Annotated in this window: 18 protein-coding genes; 9 read left to right on the top strand and 9 right to left on the bottom strand. The window is 65.5% G+C overall.

The genetic code is table 11. The annotated features are described in order from the left end of the window. The first annotated feature begins 31 nt into the window (after positions 1-31). From AC3FJ6_RS13770 to AC3FJ6_RS13760, 3 genes are all read left to right on the top strand, one after another. Positions 32-451 (top strand): short-chain fatty acid transporter, encoded by a 420-nt coding sequence (locus AC3FJ6_RS13770; RefSeq protein WP_488772406.1) that lies wholly within the window; start codon positions 32-34, stop codon positions 449-451. 349 nt (positions 452-800) lie between these two features. Further along, positions 801-2,174, top strand: a complete 1,374-nt coding sequence (locus AC3FJ6_RS13765; protein WP_488772405.1) for an MFS transporter — start codon at positions 801-803, stop codon at positions 2,172-2,174. 148 nt (positions 2,175-2,322) lie between these two features. Then, positions 2,323-3,180, top strand: coding sequence for a BON domain-containing protein (locus AC3FJ6_RS13760; protein ID WP_488772404.1), 858 nt, complete (start codon positions 2,323-2,325; stop codon positions 3,178-3,180). Between the two features lie 103 nt (positions 3,181-3,283). Here AC3FJ6_RS13760 and AC3FJ6_RS13755 read toward each other — a convergent pair whose 3' ends face one another. Continuing rightward, positions 3,284-3,595 carry a hypothetical protein gene (locus tag AC3FJ6_RS13755; protein WP_153949499.1) on the bottom strand — a complete coding sequence of 104 codons (312 nt, stop codon included), beginning with the start codon at positions 3,593-3,595 and terminating at the stop codon, positions 3,284-3,286. Between the two features lie 225 nt (positions 3,596-3,820). On the opposite strand from AC3FJ6_RS13755, the gene AC3FJ6_RS13750 reads away from it, so the two are divergent. Beyond that, entirely contained in the window at positions 3,821-4,360 is a 540-nt protein-coding gene (locus AC3FJ6_RS13750; RefSeq protein WP_488772403.1) for a malto-oligosyltrehalose synthase, read from the top strand. A gap of 60 nt (positions 4,361-4,420) precedes the next feature. On the opposite strand, the gene AC3FJ6_RS13745 is transcribed toward AC3FJ6_RS13750, so the two are convergent. Continuing rightward, complete coding sequence (locus AC3FJ6_RS13745) at positions 4,421-4,900, bottom strand: hypothetical protein (protein ID WP_488772402.1); 480 nt, start codon at positions 4,898-4,900, stop codon at positions 4,421-4,423. 259 nt (positions 4,901-5,159) lie between these two features. Then, positions 5,160-5,516, bottom strand: coding sequence for a hypothetical protein (locus AC3FJ6_RS13740; RefSeq protein WP_488772401.1), 357 nt, complete (start codon positions 5,514-5,516; stop codon positions 5,160-5,162). Positions 5,517-5,803: 287 nt separating this feature from the next. Between AC3FJ6_RS13740 and AC3FJ6_RS13735 the strand changes: the two genes are divergently transcribed. From AC3FJ6_RS13735 to AC3FJ6_RS13725, 3 genes are all read left to right on the top strand, one after another. After that, positions 5,804-7,387, top strand: a complete 1,584-nt coding sequence (locus AC3FJ6_RS13735; RefSeq protein ID WP_488772400.1) for a BON domain-containing protein — start codon at positions 5,804-5,806, stop codon at positions 7,385-7,387. 102 nt (positions 7,388-7,489) lie between these two features. After that, positions 7,490-7,819, top strand: a complete 330-nt coding sequence (locus AC3FJ6_RS13730) for a hypothetical protein (protein WP_488772399.1) — start codon at positions 7,490-7,492, stop codon at positions 7,817-7,819. A gap of 29 nt (positions 7,820-7,848) precedes the next feature. Next, positions 7,849-8,145 (top strand): hypothetical protein, encoded by a 297-nt coding sequence (locus AC3FJ6_RS13725; RefSeq protein ID WP_488772398.1) that lies wholly within the window; start codon positions 7,849-7,851, stop codon positions 8,143-8,145. 28 nt (positions 8,146-8,173) lie between these two features. Here AC3FJ6_RS13725 and AC3FJ6_RS13720 read toward each other — a convergent pair whose 3' ends face one another. Then, positions 8,174-8,908, bottom strand: coding sequence for a PIG-L deacetylase family protein (locus AC3FJ6_RS13720; protein WP_488772397.1), 735 nt, complete (start codon positions 8,906-8,908; stop codon positions 8,174-8,176). 129 nt (positions 8,909-9,037) lie between these two features. Beyond that, positions 9,038-9,466, bottom strand: coding sequence for a RidA family protein (locus tag AC3FJ6_RS13715; RefSeq protein WP_488772396.1), 429 nt, complete (start codon positions 9,464-9,466; stop codon positions 9,038-9,040). 124 nt (positions 9,467-9,590) lie between these two features. Here AC3FJ6_RS13715 and soxR point away from each other — a divergent pair, with 124 nt between their 5' ends. Both soxR and AC3FJ6_RS13705 read left to right on the top strand, forming a co-directional pair. Further along, entirely contained in the window at positions 9,591-10,127 is a 537-nt protein-coding gene (gene soxR, locus AC3FJ6_RS13710) for a redox-sensitive transcriptional activator SoxR (protein WP_488772395.1), read from the top strand. Positions 10,128-10,256: 129 nt separating this feature from the next. Beyond that, entirely contained in the window at positions 10,257-10,577 is a 321-nt protein-coding gene (locus AC3FJ6_RS13705; protein ID WP_488772820.1) for a DUF4148 domain-containing protein, read from the top strand. Positions 10,578-10,681: 104 nt separating this feature from the next. Here AC3FJ6_RS13705 and AC3FJ6_RS13700 read toward each other — a convergent pair whose 3' ends face one another. The 4 genes from AC3FJ6_RS13700 to AC3FJ6_RS13685 all read right to left on the bottom strand — a co-directional run. Beyond that, complete coding sequence (locus AC3FJ6_RS13700; protein WP_488772394.1) at positions 10,682-12,106, bottom strand: hypothetical protein; 1,425 nt, start codon at positions 12,104-12,106, stop codon at positions 10,682-10,684. Beyond that, positions 12,103-12,360, bottom strand: a complete 258-nt coding sequence (locus AC3FJ6_RS13695; protein ID WP_488772393.1) for a PAAR domain-containing protein — start codon at positions 12,358-12,360, stop codon at positions 12,103-12,105. The genes AC3FJ6_RS13700 and AC3FJ6_RS13695 overlap by 4 nt, the downstream gene beginning before the upstream one ends. Further along, entirely contained in the window at positions 12,357-13,064 is a 708-nt protein-coding gene (locus AC3FJ6_RS13690; protein ID WP_488772392.1) for a T6SS immunity protein Tli3 family protein, read from the bottom strand. Before AC3FJ6_RS13690 ends, AC3FJ6_RS13695 begins: the two co-directional genes overlap by 4 nt. Positions 13,065-13,078: 14 nt before the next feature. Next, the coding region (locus tag AC3FJ6_RS13685) for a T6SS effector phospholipase Tle3 domain-containing protein (RefSeq protein WP_488772391.1) at positions 13,079-14,575 on the bottom strand (1,497 nt) is incomplete at its 5' end.

Raw genomic sequence — 14,575 nt, 5'->3', positions numbered from 1 at the left:
ACGGTTTTTTCGCCGACTCCGGACAGACCCGATGCCACGTTTCACGACTTTGTACCCGTTTTCGACAGCCATCCTGGCCATGATCCTGGCGGGCTGCGCCAGTGCGCCAATGCCGCCGCCCGCGCTGCCGCGCACGTCGCAACAGCCGACGACCACCATCACCACGCCGCAGACCGGTGTCAGCCGCGCCCAGCTCGATGCCGCCGGCAATGCCTGCGAAAAACGGGTGGCCGATGCGGTCAAGACGCGCTACCCGCAGCCGGGCAGCGTGATGATGATGCCGGATCGCGAACGCATCGCGCAGCAAACGACCAACCAGACGTCGATCAGCGGCGAAGGCACGTTCGAACCCGACGCCAGCGAAGAGGCCATGGCGTTCCGCTACACCTGCCTCTACAACATGCGCACCCTGCGCGTGGACGATGTCCAGATGAAGTACGGGCCGCACTGATCCGTCCTCACGTTACCTCGGTGCATTCCCGAGGATTTGCATGATGTTGGCCCGTGTTCGGCGACGAACCAGGGCCAATCCGCTGGGTTCGCCCCCCAAGACGGCGTCAGCGGCCCACCCGGCTTGAAATCGCCGCCAGCACGCCCGCGCGTTTTGTCGTATCGTCTCGTCTTGCGATACTTGACGGCGCAATGATTGCCACGTCATTTGTGCCGCGGCTTTCCATCCGTTCCCGCTCGCCCCCCGGACCGATATCGTGCAGAACCCCGCCACCCCGCCCGCCGAAAGCGACGCAGCAGCCCCCGCAGGCCCCGCCGTCGCCGCGGCCGTTCCTCCTGCAGACAGCCCGATGACCGCCCGCGAAAGGCGCGGGATGGCCGCCATCATGATTGCCGTGTCGCTGGCCACGCTGGACACGGCCATCGCCAACACGGCCTTGCCGAACATCGCGGCCGACCTGAACAGCACGCCCGCCGCGTCGGTGTGGATCATCAACGCCTACCAGCTGGCGATGGTGGCCACGCTGCTGCCGTTTGCCGCGCTGGGCGGCGTGGTGGGGCACCGACGCATCTACCTGGGCGGCGTGGTGGTGTTCATCTTGTCGTCGGTGGTCTGTGCGATGGCCTGGTCGCTGCCGTCACTGGCGGCGGCGCGGCTGCTGCAGGGCGTGGGCGCCGCGGCCATCATGAGCGTCAACACGGCGCTGATCAGTGCGATCTTTCCGATTCACCGGCTTGGGCGGGGCGTGGGCCTCAACGCGCTGGTCGTGGGGGTGTCGTTTGCGGTGGGACCGACGGTGGCCTCGGTGATCCTGTCGATCGGCCCGTGGCCATGGCTGTTTGCCGTCAACCTGCCGATCGGCCTGCTGGCGCTGGTCATTGCCTGGCCGTCGCTGCCGCAGACCAGGCGCAGCCAGCATGGTTTCGATCCGGTGGCGGCCGTGCTGAACGCCATCACGTTTGCCGCGCTGATCTTCGCGCTGGGCGAGGGCGTGCAGCGCGAGCCGTTGGAATACGTGCTGGCTGCCGCAGCCATCTTCGTGGTGGCCTTTGTGCTGCTGCTACGCCGCGAGCGCGGGCATCCGGCGCCCATGCTGCCGGTGGATCTGCTCAAGCGGCCGATGTTCGCGTTGTCGACGGCCACCGCCGTCTGCTCTTTTGCCGCGCAGGGCCTGGCGTTTGTGTCGCTGCCGTTCTACTTCGAACATGTGCTGGGGCGCAATCCGGTGGAGACCGGCTTCCTGCTGACGCCCTGGTCCGCCGTGGTGGCCGTGATGGCGCCCATTGCGGGCCGCTTGTCCGACCGCTATCCGCCGGGCCTGCTCGGCGGCATCGGCCTGGCCATCATGGCGGTGGGCATGGCGTCGCTGGCGATGATGCCGGCCGATGCCAGCGTGCTCAATATCGGCATCCGCATGGCGATCTGCGGTGCCGGATTCGGCTTTTTCCAGTCGCCCAACCTGAAGGCGCTGATGGCCAGCGCGCCGCGCGAGCGCGCAGGCGGCGCCAGCGGCGTGGTGGCCACCGCGCGACTGCTGGGCCAGGCCACCGGCGCGGCGTTGGTGGCCTTGTCATTCGGCATCGCCGGAGCACACGGGCCCACCTTGGCGCTGAGCCTGGGTGCCGCTTTCGCGGCAGCGGCAGCCGTCGCCAGCGGGCTGCGGCTGGTGACGCCACAGAGTGCCGATAGCGCGGCCATGCAGGGCGCGCGCAAATCGTCCTAGGCAGCAAGACCTGCGCGCAGGGCTTGTAGAAACTGCATGGCGCCGGTGCTTCCGGCGCCATTTTTCATGGTGCTCCGCTCCGGTACGAAACTTGCCGGTCTCCATGCATCGGGGGCGTTCATCGCCCCGGCTTCACGGAGGCATGGCAATGAACCGATCAGACGACTACGGCCGTCGCCGTAGGCCCGATCAGCAGTACGGTGGCTATGAAGAGGGCTATGGCAACGTGCCTGGCGACGATCGTCACTGGCGACGCCGCGATCTGTCGGCAGGCCGCTATGGCAACGCCGGCGAACGCAATCCGTATGACGCCTATGAAGATCGCGACGCCCGCCTGCGGGACGAAGATCCGCGCAACCGCGACGCCTGGCGTCAGGGCCGCACCGCACAACTAAGCGGCGGATGGCGTTCACGCGGCGCCACCGTCTACTATCCCGGCCGGCCCACGTACGATGAGTCGCCCGACGAAAGCTCGCCCCATAGCCCAGGCTACGTCAGCGCCTACAGCAGCGGCTACGAGGACGGTTACGACGCCGGCACCCGGACGTCGAACGCGCAGATGCCGGGCCGCGACGAGCGCTGGCGCGGCACGCGCAGCGGCTATGAAGGCGGCTACGAACGTGGCCGAGACAGCCAGCGTGGCTCGGGCTACGAGGACTACGGCGTCGAATCGGGCCGCAATTTCCGGCAGCGTCCGCGCATGGGCCAGGCGGTGCGTGGACGGGGCCCCGAGGTCTATGGCCGCCGCCCGGCCGGCCCCAAGAACTACACACGCTCCGACGAGCGCATCCGCGAAGAAGTCTGCGAGCGCCTGACGCACGCGCCCACGCTGGACGTGAGCGACGTGACGGTGGCGGTGGCGGGCAGTGTGGTCACCCTGACCGGCACCGTGGACAACCGGCGCATGAAGTATGAGATCGAAGATCTGGTCGACGATACGTATGGCGTGTCAGATGTGGTCAACCAGATCCACGTGCGCCCGTATGGCGCGCTGGCATCGGAATAGTCCTCGACAGATTCAGAACATTCGCGGCGCTTATCCGGACCACCCGCCTGCGAGCCCCGGCACTGCCGGGGCTTTTTGCTGGCGCGGCGGTCGGCGTGCATGGCTACAAGTCGCTGCCGCTGGGCGGATTCTCCATCCGCTTGTCGGTCTGGTCGGCGCGATCCACCGGCGTGTCGGCCGGCAGTTCCTCGGCGGCGCGTCGTACTTCGTCGAAAATTTCGTCCTCGGGCAGCTCGTCGTCGTCCGGCTCATGCCGCTCGCGCGATACGTCTCCGAGTTCCCTTTCGATGTCTTCGGTCGCTTCGCTGTCCAGGCGGGGGTCAAGCGTGCTGGGGATGCCTTCCGGGTCTGCGGCCTCCAGGTTGCGGCTCTTGCTGTCGGCGTCCGCTCGGCCGTGTCGGGTGGTCTTGCTCATCGTCACTCCTGTTGTCGTATTGCATGGTCGGGTATGCAGGACCTGCGGCAAGTTGCATGCCAATGTCGGCGTTGCAGGCTGCGGCGGTAATGGATTCGCGTGCGGCGGGCGCGGCGCCTATATTGAGTCAGGGGACCGCCGCAGAACCAGTTGGCCGCACTGCCTGTGAAGAGGCTGGAACGGCAATTGCTGAAACAAGGCAAGCATCGTGCGAGGGAGATAACGATGAACCTGACCGGCGTCCTGGCCACGCTCAGCGTGGCGTCCTCCGTGGCCGTGTCTTCGACGCCCGTCGAGAAACAGCTGCTGGCCATCAGCCCGCACGACTTTGCCCAACAGTTCAACCTGGTCGCCCACGACGCGGGCGCCAAGCTGACGCTGCCCGATTTCCGGGCCAAACCGGGTTGGCACCGCGCCAACACCAGCGAAGGCGTATCGGTCATGGTGCGCGCCGCGCATACCGGGTATGCCATCGACGAAGTGGTGGTGGTGTGCCGGGCCGCCGAGCAGTGCATGATGACGATCTGCACGGCCGCCCGGGCCATCGACGCGACCGTGGAGCCCAATCTGCTGCAGTACTTCGTGGCTGCGCGCATCGCGGGGCATCTGGGGGAAGTGGCCCTGGTGATGTCCGGACTGGTCTATCTGGTCGTGAATCCCGATGACGAGGACTATGTGGCGCTTGTGATCCGGCCCTATCAGCCGCAACAGGAACTGACCGCACACCGCCAGGCGGCAATCAAGGTGCCCCCGCGCTCCACTTGAACCGCGATGGGCCGGGAGCGCCCCTGGCGGCCACCGCACCGGAATCCAACGGACCGGCTGCTACGGCACCGGCCGGACCATGCGGCGCGCGCCCGCGCCCGGTGAGCGCGCCGGGGCGAACTCCATCGCCCGTTGTTCCAGCAGCCGCTGCAGTTCCGTGGCACCGCGATAGTAATGCGCCAGCAGCAGGCGCAACTCCGGGTCGGGAAGCGGCTCTCGCAGCAGTTCGCCATAGGCTGCGGCGGCACGGCCAGCCTGCTGGGCGGCATGCCGGAGCAGGGGCAATTCGCCAGATTCTGCGGGCGGCGCGACATGTTGCGGATCCCGCGCGCGGCCTTCTGCACTGCCGTCCTTGCCATCGCCGGCCGCCGCGGCACGCGCGCCGAGTTCGGCGGACGCACAGCGTTGCATATTGGCACGATGGGCAAATACGGCCCGAATCTGCGGGTCCGATGCCGCGGCCGCCACGGCGGACAACGCCTCTGCACACTGCATGGCGTGACGACTAAGCCGCGCCAGCGTGGTGTTGAGTGCATCCATGTACGTCTCCGGTTGATGCTTTAACTGTAGGTGAAGCGCGCTGGCGGACGGCCGAATTGCATGGCCGGTGTGGTTAATCTTTTACAGATCGGAATTCACCGAATTCGATACGGGCGTGCTTGTCCGATCGAACCCGCGAGACACACGCAAAAAACGCGCCGCACATTGCTCCGGTTTGGGGAACAACGTGCGGCGCGCCGCAAGCGGGTCTACGGGGGAGGCCCGTGGAAAGACAGGCCCGCTGGCGTGACCTGGGCGGTTAAGGCTTCTGGACCGGATCAGGCGAGTCGCCCTTGGGCCCCGAAGGTGCGGTCGGCGTGGCTACCGGCGAAGCGTCCTGTTCGCGCGGCTTCTTGGCGTGCTGACCCGTGTTCTTCTTGGCCTTGTGGGCCGACTTGGTTTGCGCGGTCTTGTCCTGCTGCATGGTCGAGTCGCCGCTCATCATCGCGCCGCTGCCCGAACTGCCGCGCTGGGTCGACGGGCCTTCTGGTGCCGGCGGGGCGCTGGGGTTCGTTGCGTTGGGCGAGAGCGGCGGGTCATTCTTGGGCTGGGCCATGGCCGGCATGCAGAGCATGGCGCTGATGGCCAGTGCAGTGGTCGTGAGCAGGCGTTTCATCGATCGTCTCCCGAAAATTGGTGGCGGTGACTTCACGATATGACTCCGCCCGCGGTGCGCTCAGGGGGAGGCCACTGAATCGGGTGTAGGCCGTTGACTACAGCATGTGAAGCCCGTTTGCAGGATTTATATGGCCATGTAAATCGAACCGGCGCCCGGCATCGGGCAGGCGCCCGCCGCGCCATGGCTGGCCGGCTGCCCGGGCGCGCCGGTGCCAGCGGTATGGAATTTGCGTCGGAGGGTCCGTATTGACCGTATTGGCCGTATTGACCCCACCGGAGACGCTCATGAACCAGGGAAACAACAGGGGTAGTGGTTCGGACGACCGCTACAGCGCCTATGGCGCTGACCGTGACGATCGCAGTGATCAGGACGAACGCGACGACCGCCGTCGGCAGGGCGGCACGCAGCGCCAGCAGGAAGCCTACAGCGGCGGAGACTGGCTTACCCATCGCCAGCAGGGCGGCAGCGACTGGCAAGGCCAGGGACGCAGCCAGTCACAACCGGGCCAGCAAGGCGCGGGCAACGACTGGCAGGGCGGCGGCCAGCAGCCCGGCGGTAGCCGCTGGAGCGGCGGGACGTCGTCGTCGCAAGGCTCGTCGTCGGTGTCGTCAAGCGGCTACGGCGGCTATGAAGGGCAGAACCGGCGCTTCGAGGAAGGCTATGGCGAAGGGCGCTATGGCGAGTACGGCGAAGGCCGGCAGGGCGGGCGCCAGCAGCCAGGCCCGCAGTCTGGCCAGCAGTCAGGCCGGGAGTTCAACCGGGAGGGCGGCGAGCGCAATGCCCCGCAGCGGTATGAACGTGAACGCTGGGGCGACTGGCACCAGGAGGGCGGCGCCGGGCACGGCAGCGAATGGTCGAGCCAGCAGGGCAGCCAGGGCGACGAGTGGGGGCAGGGCCGCGGCCGCTGGGATCAGCCGGCACGCGGTGGATCGGCACAGCGCCAGGGCGGATGGGAACAAGGGCGCGAAGGCCGTCAGCAGGGTCGCCAGTCGGGCCGTGACGCCGGAGGCGCCTGGGGCAGCGGCTGGGAAGGTCCCACCGGGTCGGAACCCGACATGCGCACGCACTATCGCGGCGGCTACGGCGTATCCGACTATGGCGACCAGGACCCGTCTGCCGGCCAGGGCTTCCAGTCCTGGCAGCGCCGCGCTGGCGGCGACTGGCAGCGCGAGCGGCAGGGGTCGGGCCAGGGGTCCATGCGCGACCGTGGCGGACGTGGCTTCGGCGGTAGCACTGGCGCCGGCGGCTACGATCCGAACGAACGGGCCTACGAACATTTCACCGGCGCCGACGAACGCAGCGATCTGAACCGTGGCTATGGCGGAGCCGGTGGCTCTGCGGCGGCACGGCGGGCGCAACGCGCCGGTCCGAAGGGCTACCAGCGTTCCGACGAGCGTATCCGCGAAGATCTTTGCGAACGCCTGGCGATGAGCAGCCGCGTGGATGTCCGCGAGGTCGAGGTCTCCGTCAGCGGCGGCGTGGTCACGCTGAGCGGCACGGTACAGGACCGTCAGCAGAAATACCGGATCGAGGATATGGCTGACGAAGTGTTCGGCGTGAAGGACGTGCACAACCAGATTCGTGTCACGCGCGATTCCGCCATGGGCAGGGAAGGTAGCGGGGGCAGAGAAGGACAGTCCGGCGGGTCGCGCATGTCGCAAGGCATGAGCAGCCCCAGCAGCCAGGGCAGCACCGCGCCCTCCAGTGCGGCGGGCAGCTCGGGCAGCCTCGGCACGGGCATCGGCTCAGGGTCGTCATCCGGCTCCGGCTCGGGCTCCGGCACGACATCGGGCAGCTCATCGGGCTCCCCTTCAGGCTCCACTTCAGGCTCCACTTCAGGCTCCACGTCGGGCAGGTCGGGAAGCTGACCGCCGACGCATTGCGCCAGCGTGTGGGGGGATGGCCCCGCGCGCTGGCGACTTCACCTGCAAGCATCCATACACCAAAGCATTCGAACAAGGAGATGCCCCATGCCTTTCGCCTATGCAGGAACCCGCCGCCGCAGGAATCGCGACAGACGTCGCACGCACGAATCGCCGGAGAACAACGCCGTAACCCGCGACCGCGAGGGCGCACCCGACGCCCGGGATTCCCGGGATTCCCGGAATGCGCCGGATGCCAGGGAAGAGCGCGACCCGCTGGCCACCCGTCGTGCATCGAGCGAGGAAAGCCCCGGCGCGCGCGAAGGACAGCGGGCCACCACACGGCAGGAAGACCAGCCGGCGGGCATCAAAAGCCAGGATCTGCTGGACCCCGGCAGCCGCGAGCCGGATGCGCCGCCGGTCGATAACCGCTCGTAGTCCCTCAACGGATGACAGGAGCCGCCACCATGCGACATATCCACCTGATGCCGACCCGTGCCCGCCGCGCCTTGTGCGTGGCCGCCTGCCTGTCACTGGGCGGCGTGGCGTGGGCCCAGACCCCGTCCCAGACACCGAAGGTCGACAACCGCGCACCCGGCACCGCCGCGTCCGATGTGGCGCCCGGCGCACGCGAGTGGGGATTGACCAAGGAGGGGCATCGGAAGCCCGGTAGTGGGCCAGCCCTCAATCAGGGGGCGTCCTCGGCGCAGACCTACGACTATCCCGCTTCCGCGCCAAAGACGGCGCCGGCCAAGCGGCCCTAGCGATATGCCGCAAGCGGACCGGCGCGCACTACTGGTGCACGTCGGCCGCATCCAGAGACCAGTAGCGTTCCGGTGCGCAGACGTCGGCCAGTTCGGCGGGTGAGAACAAGGCCAGCTGGCTGGCGTAGGCTTGCACGGCCCGCGCCTTCTGCGCCGTGAAGACGCTGATCGGCATGTGGACGGGAGAGGCGAGCAGGGCCTCCTGCCACCAACCGGCCATCCGGCTTTGCACGGCGCCCGGCATGCGGCGGTAAATGGCTTCCTCGTAGAAAATCCATCGGAATGCAGGCACCTGCGGCTCGTTTTCGGTATGCGGGACGGTTTCCGGCAAGTCGACAAAGGCTGCTTCGCGCACCAGCATGCATGCGGCGTTGACCAGCATATGATCGGCATGCCGTAGCCCCATCGGCGCCACCACCGTGCCGCCCGGTTGCAATGCCAGCAGGCGGCCAAGCCGCAGCGCGATACTGACGGCGTCGTAGCGTTGGCCGTATTGCTGTTCCAGAAAGTCGAGCCAGACCGGGTCTGCCCCCAGCGCGGACAAGGCGCGGGTATCTTCATGGCGCCGGGCTTCCATGGCATGCCGGGCCGACGCAAAACCGGCCGCACTGTCACGGGCCGGCGCCGCCAGATCCGGCCCGGGCAGGCCGGCAAACACCGTAATCACCAGCGCCTGCCGGCTGGCAGCGAGCAGGCTGCCGCAACTGAAGACGGCATCGTCAAGGTGAGGGGAAATTATCGTCAGCGGATGTGGAATTTCCATGATTTTGCAATGCCGACCGGGCGTTAATGAATCCGGCCCGGCCATGGGCCGGGGTTACCCGTGGCATTGCAAGGGGCATGCCGGTCGGCCATACGCCGGTATGACAACCGCTGACCGGCGTCCGGCGCCTCAGTCCGGCAGCACCGCCACCGCCTCGATTTCGAAGAGCATGCCGTCCAGCGCCAGCCTCGGCACAGGAATCAACGTGCATGCGGGTGCGGGCCAGTCGCCCAGCAGCGCCTGCCAGGCGCGGCTGAAGATGGCCAGCCGCTCCATCGAATGGTCGACGATCAGCACGGTGATCTTGGCCACGTCGGGGATATCGGCGCCCCCAGCCTGCAGGGCCACGCGCAGGTTGACCAGGGCCTGATTGACCTGCGCGGAGAAATCGGCGCGCAATCCGCCACACATGTCCTCGCCGCCTTGGCCCGCCGCGAAGATGATCCGGGCGGGGCGGTTGGCGATCGCCACATGGGAATAGCCGTTCAGCCGGGGATCGTAGAGGTCTGGCGGATTGACGAATTGCAGGTACGGCGCGCGGGGCGATTCAAGCAGCATGGCAGGGTCCTGAGTCAGAGTCGCGCCAGTATCGAACCTCAAGCGCACTTGAGGTCAAGCGCCGTTGCGATACCATCTCGCCCTGCAAGGGCTTTCGAATTTTCTTCAAAAAATAGGGACCACCATGCCAAAGACCGTCGCCCCCGACAGCGTCTCCGACGCGGCCCCCGTTCGTGCGGAACGGCGGCTGCGGGCACGCGATCCGCTCACCGTCGGCGAAGTGGCCGAGCGCAGCGGCATCGCGGTATCGGCGCTGCATTTCTACGAGTCGAAGGGATTGATCGCCAGTACGCGCAGCGCCGGCAACCAGCGCCGCTATCCGCGCGGCATCCTGCGCCGGCTGGCCGTCATCCGCGTGGCCCAGCGCATGGGCCTGCCGCTGGCGACGATCGCCGACGCCTTCGCACATCTGCCCGCCAACAAGGCGCCGACGGTGGCCGACTGGCGCCGGTTGTCCGCCGCCTGGCGCGCGGACCTCGATGCACGCATTCGCACACTGACCATGCTGCGCGACCAGCTCGACGGCTGCATCGGCTGCGGCTGCCTGTCGCTCAAGGCGTGTCCGTTGCGCAACCCGCAGGACGTGATGGCGCACCAGGGGCCAGGCGCCCACATCGAAGAGGGCAGTTGCCAGCATCGGCAAAAAACAATCCGGCGTTGAATGCCAACGCGCGCGCCCGATCGTGACAACCCGACAACTTCGTGCGATCTGAAAAAGCCCATTGGGCGCTGGCGTCCATGATGAATCCTGTTCACAACCCCTGCTGACAAGGAGCACATCATGAACACGATGAAGAAACTGCTGATCGCCGCCGCCATCGTCGCGGCCCCCGCCATGTCTTTCGCCCAGAGCGTCCCGGCCGCCCAGGCCCCGGTCACCCGGGCTTCGGTCCTGGCCGACCTGATCGCCGTGGAAAAGGCGGGCTACCACCCCGGCCGCAATGACGACAACTACCCCGTCGACATCCAGGCCGCCGAGGCCAAGGTCGCAGCCGAACAGGGCATCCAGCCCGCCCCGGCGGTAACGCCGACGGTCAAGGCATCCATGCACGCCGCCAACACCGTGCCCCGGATCGATCGTCCGCGCAGTGCTTTTTATGATGGGGCTTGAGAAGGTGGGGGGGCTATGCCGCTTGCCTGAAGCCGGCCCCGGTGTCCAGGATGCCGGGGCCATCCTTGCGTGGCCCCGCCTCGCAGCACGCGGGCATCCGCCGATCAGCCCCTCAGCCCGTCCGCCGGATAGCAAGCTTCGTCAAACTCCCTTGACAACAGGCGGTAGTAAAGCAACTCGCTCGCGACTTGCAACGCCATGCCGGCGAACGCAAACAGCGCGGCCGCCCACCACGGCAAAAGCCCGGTGCGGTCGGCGTCGCCGTCAGCCACACCCGGATTCCCGACAAACACTGCCATCGCAATCATGGCGGTTGCCCACATCAGAGAAAAGGGTACTACGCCGTCCTCTGCGGGACGGTCCGGGCTCTCCGGCCGGTTTGCCACGATGTTCACTGCAACGCCTGATTTGCACGGTATTGCAACAAGCTGCGCACCTTGTCCATGCCGCACCATTTTCGCGGCGAGCGATTGCGCCACCCACCCGTTTGCATGTCCTGGCTTGCCGAGCGCCTGGTCGATATCCTGCGTGTCCGCACGTAGTGCCGCGTCCTTGACCGCCGCCGTGACGGCATGCCGCAACGGCTTGTTCAGGCCGGTAAGCCAGAATTGCCGGATACGGTTCGCAGCGACCGGTTCAGAGCCGAGCAGCATGGCGATACCTCTATCTACCTCATCGGACTCCGCCACGACGGGCCGATACAGGCAAGCCTGGGGCCTGAGCCCGTGCCGGTTGCGGGCCAACGCGGTCGCGTCGGCAAATAGCATTGCGACTGCCATTTCGGAACACGGCGGCTCGGCACCAGTGCGTCCGAGCTGACACGCAATGAATAGCCGGACGCCCGACATCGGCTCTTGTTCTATCCAAAGCGAGTCCATGGCGTCGGGCTGCCCCGGCGGTTGCCACACGAGTGTAGGGTGGCCGGGCAGCTTCCACGCTCCCACCACACGCTGCAATACCGTCAGGTCATCCTGGTCCTCCGACTGCAACACAATCGGTATCGACGCCGTACGCCCGATGCGCTGCAACGCCGGCAATAGGGGGAGTAGCAGATTCTTCAAAAGATGCTCGATGCGCGCTTCCCCCGATGCCAGGTCGAATTCGAACGTGACGGCCTTGCCGGCGTTGTCAGGGGGACGGCCTTCCAGACCGAGCATCCGCTCCGCGATTTCGTCTTCGGGCGTCATCACGACGCTATCCACCAGGACGACGTGATCGCGCGTCCAGCAGAGCCAATGGTAATTTCGCCACTGGCACATCAAGTTCCATAGCACGGCGCCCTTCCACGGCATTTCATAGCCGGCGTACACCACTGCCCCGCAGACGGCTACAAAAAACAGAAAAGGCAGGAACGTTGCCTGGAACAGGAAGGGGCTCCACGAGATGGCCTTGCCGTCGGGCCATTGCGCAATGGCGATCAGGACGCCAACACCCTGAACGGCAATGAAGAACACGACAAACAGCCAGATCGGTGGAAAGTCCGGCTCGGGCCGTTCAGCCACTTTGCGGGTGTTCCATTGCAAATTCATTCGATCGTTGCTCCGGACGACGCTGCGATCATCACGCTGCCGCATGCCGAACGACAGCCATGTACCGCCAGCTTTCTGCCGTTTTCCCGATACCCTGTACCGCCCTCGACGATGGGATTGTCGCCGTGCTTTGGACAGGAAACGAGATCTCCAACCAGCGCCGCGCGGCGACCGTCGATATTGAAGGTCGAGGTAGCTGTTTTCACGCAACCACCGTGCGAGGTGGGATCACCGAGTAATACCGGATGGCTCATTTTGATTTGACTTTTGGAAGGTTGGTGGGACGGATCGAGTCGTCGCAGGAAATGTATTCCTGGCCTGAAGGGGTGCGGAGGCCTTTTAGGTAGTCGGGGCGCTTTTCGGAAGGAAAGTGTTCGTAACGGATGCCGGAAGGCAGCTCAAGCGCCATGCCGCCTCCAGGAATCAGCGGGTATTGCGTAACGTTGTAGTCTCCCGGTCGCCATTTTTCCGAGATATAGACGCGATCCGAAGTGGCCGCAACGATGTAGTTTCTTGAATCTTCATAAGGCGTCTGGGTATTTCGCATGTAGTACCAACCGCGGAATGAACGACCACCATCCGTAGAGTAAACAAACGAGATATTGCAGCCCTTGTCCGGACACACGCCATCCGGCGTGTACGACGAAGGAATCACGATAATCTGTCCCGTAGGGTCCGCGTTGATCAAACGTCCCTGGTAGTTCTCAATGCCGTAGCGCCCAAGCCGTGTGCGAATGCCCTGTCGTGGGTCGTTGTAATACGTCGTGCCGTGGTGGCAATCCTTGTAGTTCTCCAGCGAAATATAGCGGTGGTCGTCGAACCAGTAGATGGCTTGTGGGGGGACGTCGTAGTCGGGGGGAGGCGTCGCCAGGCGCCAGTTCTTCTGGGCGCAGCCGGTCAGCAATGCGACTGCCACACCGATACACAAATACATGGATTTTCGTTTTTCGTGTTTCATGATGCTTCCTGATTTCAGCTTCCCAAATCCCAACGCGGCTTTCTGGTCTGATTTTCGGCTGCAGCACGCGCCGTGGCGTCCTTGACCGTATCCCTGTCGATGGCCGCTGGCATTTCTGGTTTCAGCAACACGCCCGAATTGAAATAGTTGTCAGTGAAGTGGGTCCAGTCGGCGTCATGCATCAGCCCGATCCAGAACTCCCGGTCTTCGAAGGCCTCGCAAAATCCAATGGGCAGGTCGTAAGCCACGATCCGCCGCATGAACTCCATGTGTTCGGGCAGCGTGCTGTGGTCGGGTGGTTCGGGCTTGTGCCGGCGGAACCGATCCCGCGCCTCTTCAGCCGATTCCAGCGTTCGAATCGGCCGGTCGCCGCTGTAAATGTCCTGGCCGCGATTTTGGTAACTCGGCTCATAAATCGACTCGAAATACGGAAACTCAGGCTTGAAATACCGGCCCGTGTCAGGATCGATTTCCCCCATGGCTCGCACGTTATCGTCAGTAACCGATTCGTCAAATCCGGCGGTTTCTTCAGGCGTCAACGGATTTGCCACGGCCTCGGCATTGACGGTGACCATTTGATCGGGATGGGGCACCGTCCACAGTTTCATGGCGTTGAAGAGCGGGCCGCGATTCCCATCCCAGAACGGCTTCGTATTATTGGGGTCCCAGTGGCTGCCGTATTTCATGTCCGGCAGGGTGCCGAACCGCTTGATGCCGGGCGCGTCGCCGCATGGCGTCAGGCGAGCCAGCATGCGCTGCTTGACCGTATCGCCCAGTTCGGCAAGCAGGTCGTCCGGTAGCCCCTGCCATCCGATGCTTTCCAGCGTCGTCAGGCCCATGACGCGGTCGTGCGGGCTGAAGTAGACATAGACCCGCCCGTGGTTGTCGCGCTCGCTCACCGTCGGCGTGATCTCGCTGAAGGGGCGCCAACGCTTGCCATTCCGGCCCCTGCCAACCCGCTGCTGGACCAGCAGTCGGTCGTCCAGCAGGCGCCTCTCCGCCTTGATCCGATTGGCGAAATTACGAAACGTCTGCACGCGCGCTGCCTCGGAAGGGCGGGCATCGCTCCATGTCGCGCCATCCGCGAGCTTGTCGTCGAGCGCGTAGGGCGAGTTCATCAGGAACAGCGCGTCAGGTGCCCGTGTCTTGCAAAGCGCCGAGGCTGCCAGGGCAATCATCGTGCCCTGACTGTGCGACATCACCGAAATCGTGTCGTGCGGATGCTTTGTACGGATCTTGTCGATCAGGTTGGCCAGCCGCTGCGCGGCATGGGGGTAATAGTCGCGCGGCGGTGCGTCCTGCAACTGCCGCTCTGGCTCCGAATTCATCGCCTCCAGATCGACGAAGCCCATGAGGTTGCGTTTGAAACCCAGACCGTTCCACATTTGCTGGAGGCTGTTCGTACCGTTCTGAAACGCACCGCCGCCCCAGAACCATGGTCCGCAATCGGCTTCCTTTCGTTTCCAGAAGTCAGCGCCAGCGATATTGCGTAGTGGAATCTTGAAGCGGCC

The sequence above is a fragment of the Cupriavidus sp. 94F1 genome, assembly GCF_057798875.1.
Note: the sequence above shows the minus strand (reverse complement) of the source record. Positions and strands in the feature narration are given on the sequence as shown.

Excerpts from the sequence above, each read along its gene's own strand:
- AC3FJ6_RS13770 (WP_488772406.1), top strand. The coding sequence starts at position 32 with ATGCCACGTTTCACGACTTTGTACCCGTTTTCGACAGCCATCCTGGCC.
- AC3FJ6_RS13765 (WP_488772405.1), top strand. The coding sequence starts at position 801 with ATGACCGCCCGCGAAAGGCGCGGGATGGCCGCCATCATGATTGCCGTG.
- AC3FJ6_RS13760 (WP_488772404.1), top strand. The coding sequence starts at position 2,323 with ATGAACCGATCAGACGACTACGGCCGTCGCCGTAGGCCCGATCAGCAG.
- AC3FJ6_RS13755 (WP_153949499.1), bottom strand. The coding sequence starts at position 3,595 with ATGAGCAAGACCACCCGACACGGCCGAGCGGACGCCGACAGCAAGAGC.
- AC3FJ6_RS13750 (WP_488772403.1), top strand. The coding sequence starts at position 3,821 with ATGAACCTGACCGGCGTCCTGGCCACGCTCAGCGTGGCGTCCTCCGTG.
- AC3FJ6_RS13745 (WP_488772402.1), bottom strand. The coding sequence starts at position 4,900 with ATGGATGCACTCAACACCACGCTGGCGCGGCTTAGTCGTCACGCCATG.
- AC3FJ6_RS13740 (WP_488772401.1), bottom strand. The coding sequence starts at position 5,516 with ATGAAACGCCTGCTCACGACCACTGCACTGGCCATCAGCGCCATGCTC.
- AC3FJ6_RS13735 (WP_488772400.1), top strand. The coding sequence starts at position 5,804 with ATGAACCAGGGAAACAACAGGGGTAGTGGTTCGGACGACCGCTACAGC.
- AC3FJ6_RS13730 (WP_488772399.1), top strand. The coding sequence starts at position 7,490 with ATGCCTTTCGCCTATGCAGGAACCCGCCGCCGCAGGAATCGCGACAGA.
- AC3FJ6_RS13725 (WP_488772398.1), top strand. The coding sequence starts at position 7,849 with ATGCGACATATCCACCTGATGCCGACCCGTGCCCGCCGCGCCTTGTGC.
- AC3FJ6_RS13720 (WP_488772397.1), bottom strand. The coding sequence starts at position 8,908 with ATGGAAATTCCACATCCGCTGACGATAATTTCCCCTCACCTTGACGAT.
- AC3FJ6_RS13715 (WP_488772396.1), bottom strand. The coding sequence starts at position 9,466 with ATGCTGCTTGAATCGCCCCGCGCGCCGTACCTGCAATTCGTCAATCCG.
- soxR (WP_488772395.1), top strand. The coding sequence starts at position 9,591 with ATGCCAAAGACCGTCGCCCCCGACAGCGTCTCCGACGCGGCCCCCGTT.
- AC3FJ6_RS13705 (WP_488772820.1), top strand. The coding sequence starts at position 10,257 with ATGAAGAAACTGCTGATCGCCGCCGCCATCGTCGCGGCCCCCGCCATG.
- AC3FJ6_RS13700 (WP_488772394.1), bottom strand. The coding sequence starts at position 12,106 with ATGAATTTGCAATGGAACACCCGCAAAGTGGCTGAACGGCCCGAGCCG.
- AC3FJ6_RS13695 (WP_488772393.1), bottom strand. The coding sequence starts at position 12,360 with ATGAGCCATCCGGTATTACTCGGTGATCCCACCTCGCACGGTGGTTGC.
- AC3FJ6_RS13690 (WP_488772392.1), bottom strand. The coding sequence starts at position 13,064 with ATGAAACACGAAAAACGAAAATCCATGTATTTGTGTATCGGTGTGGCA.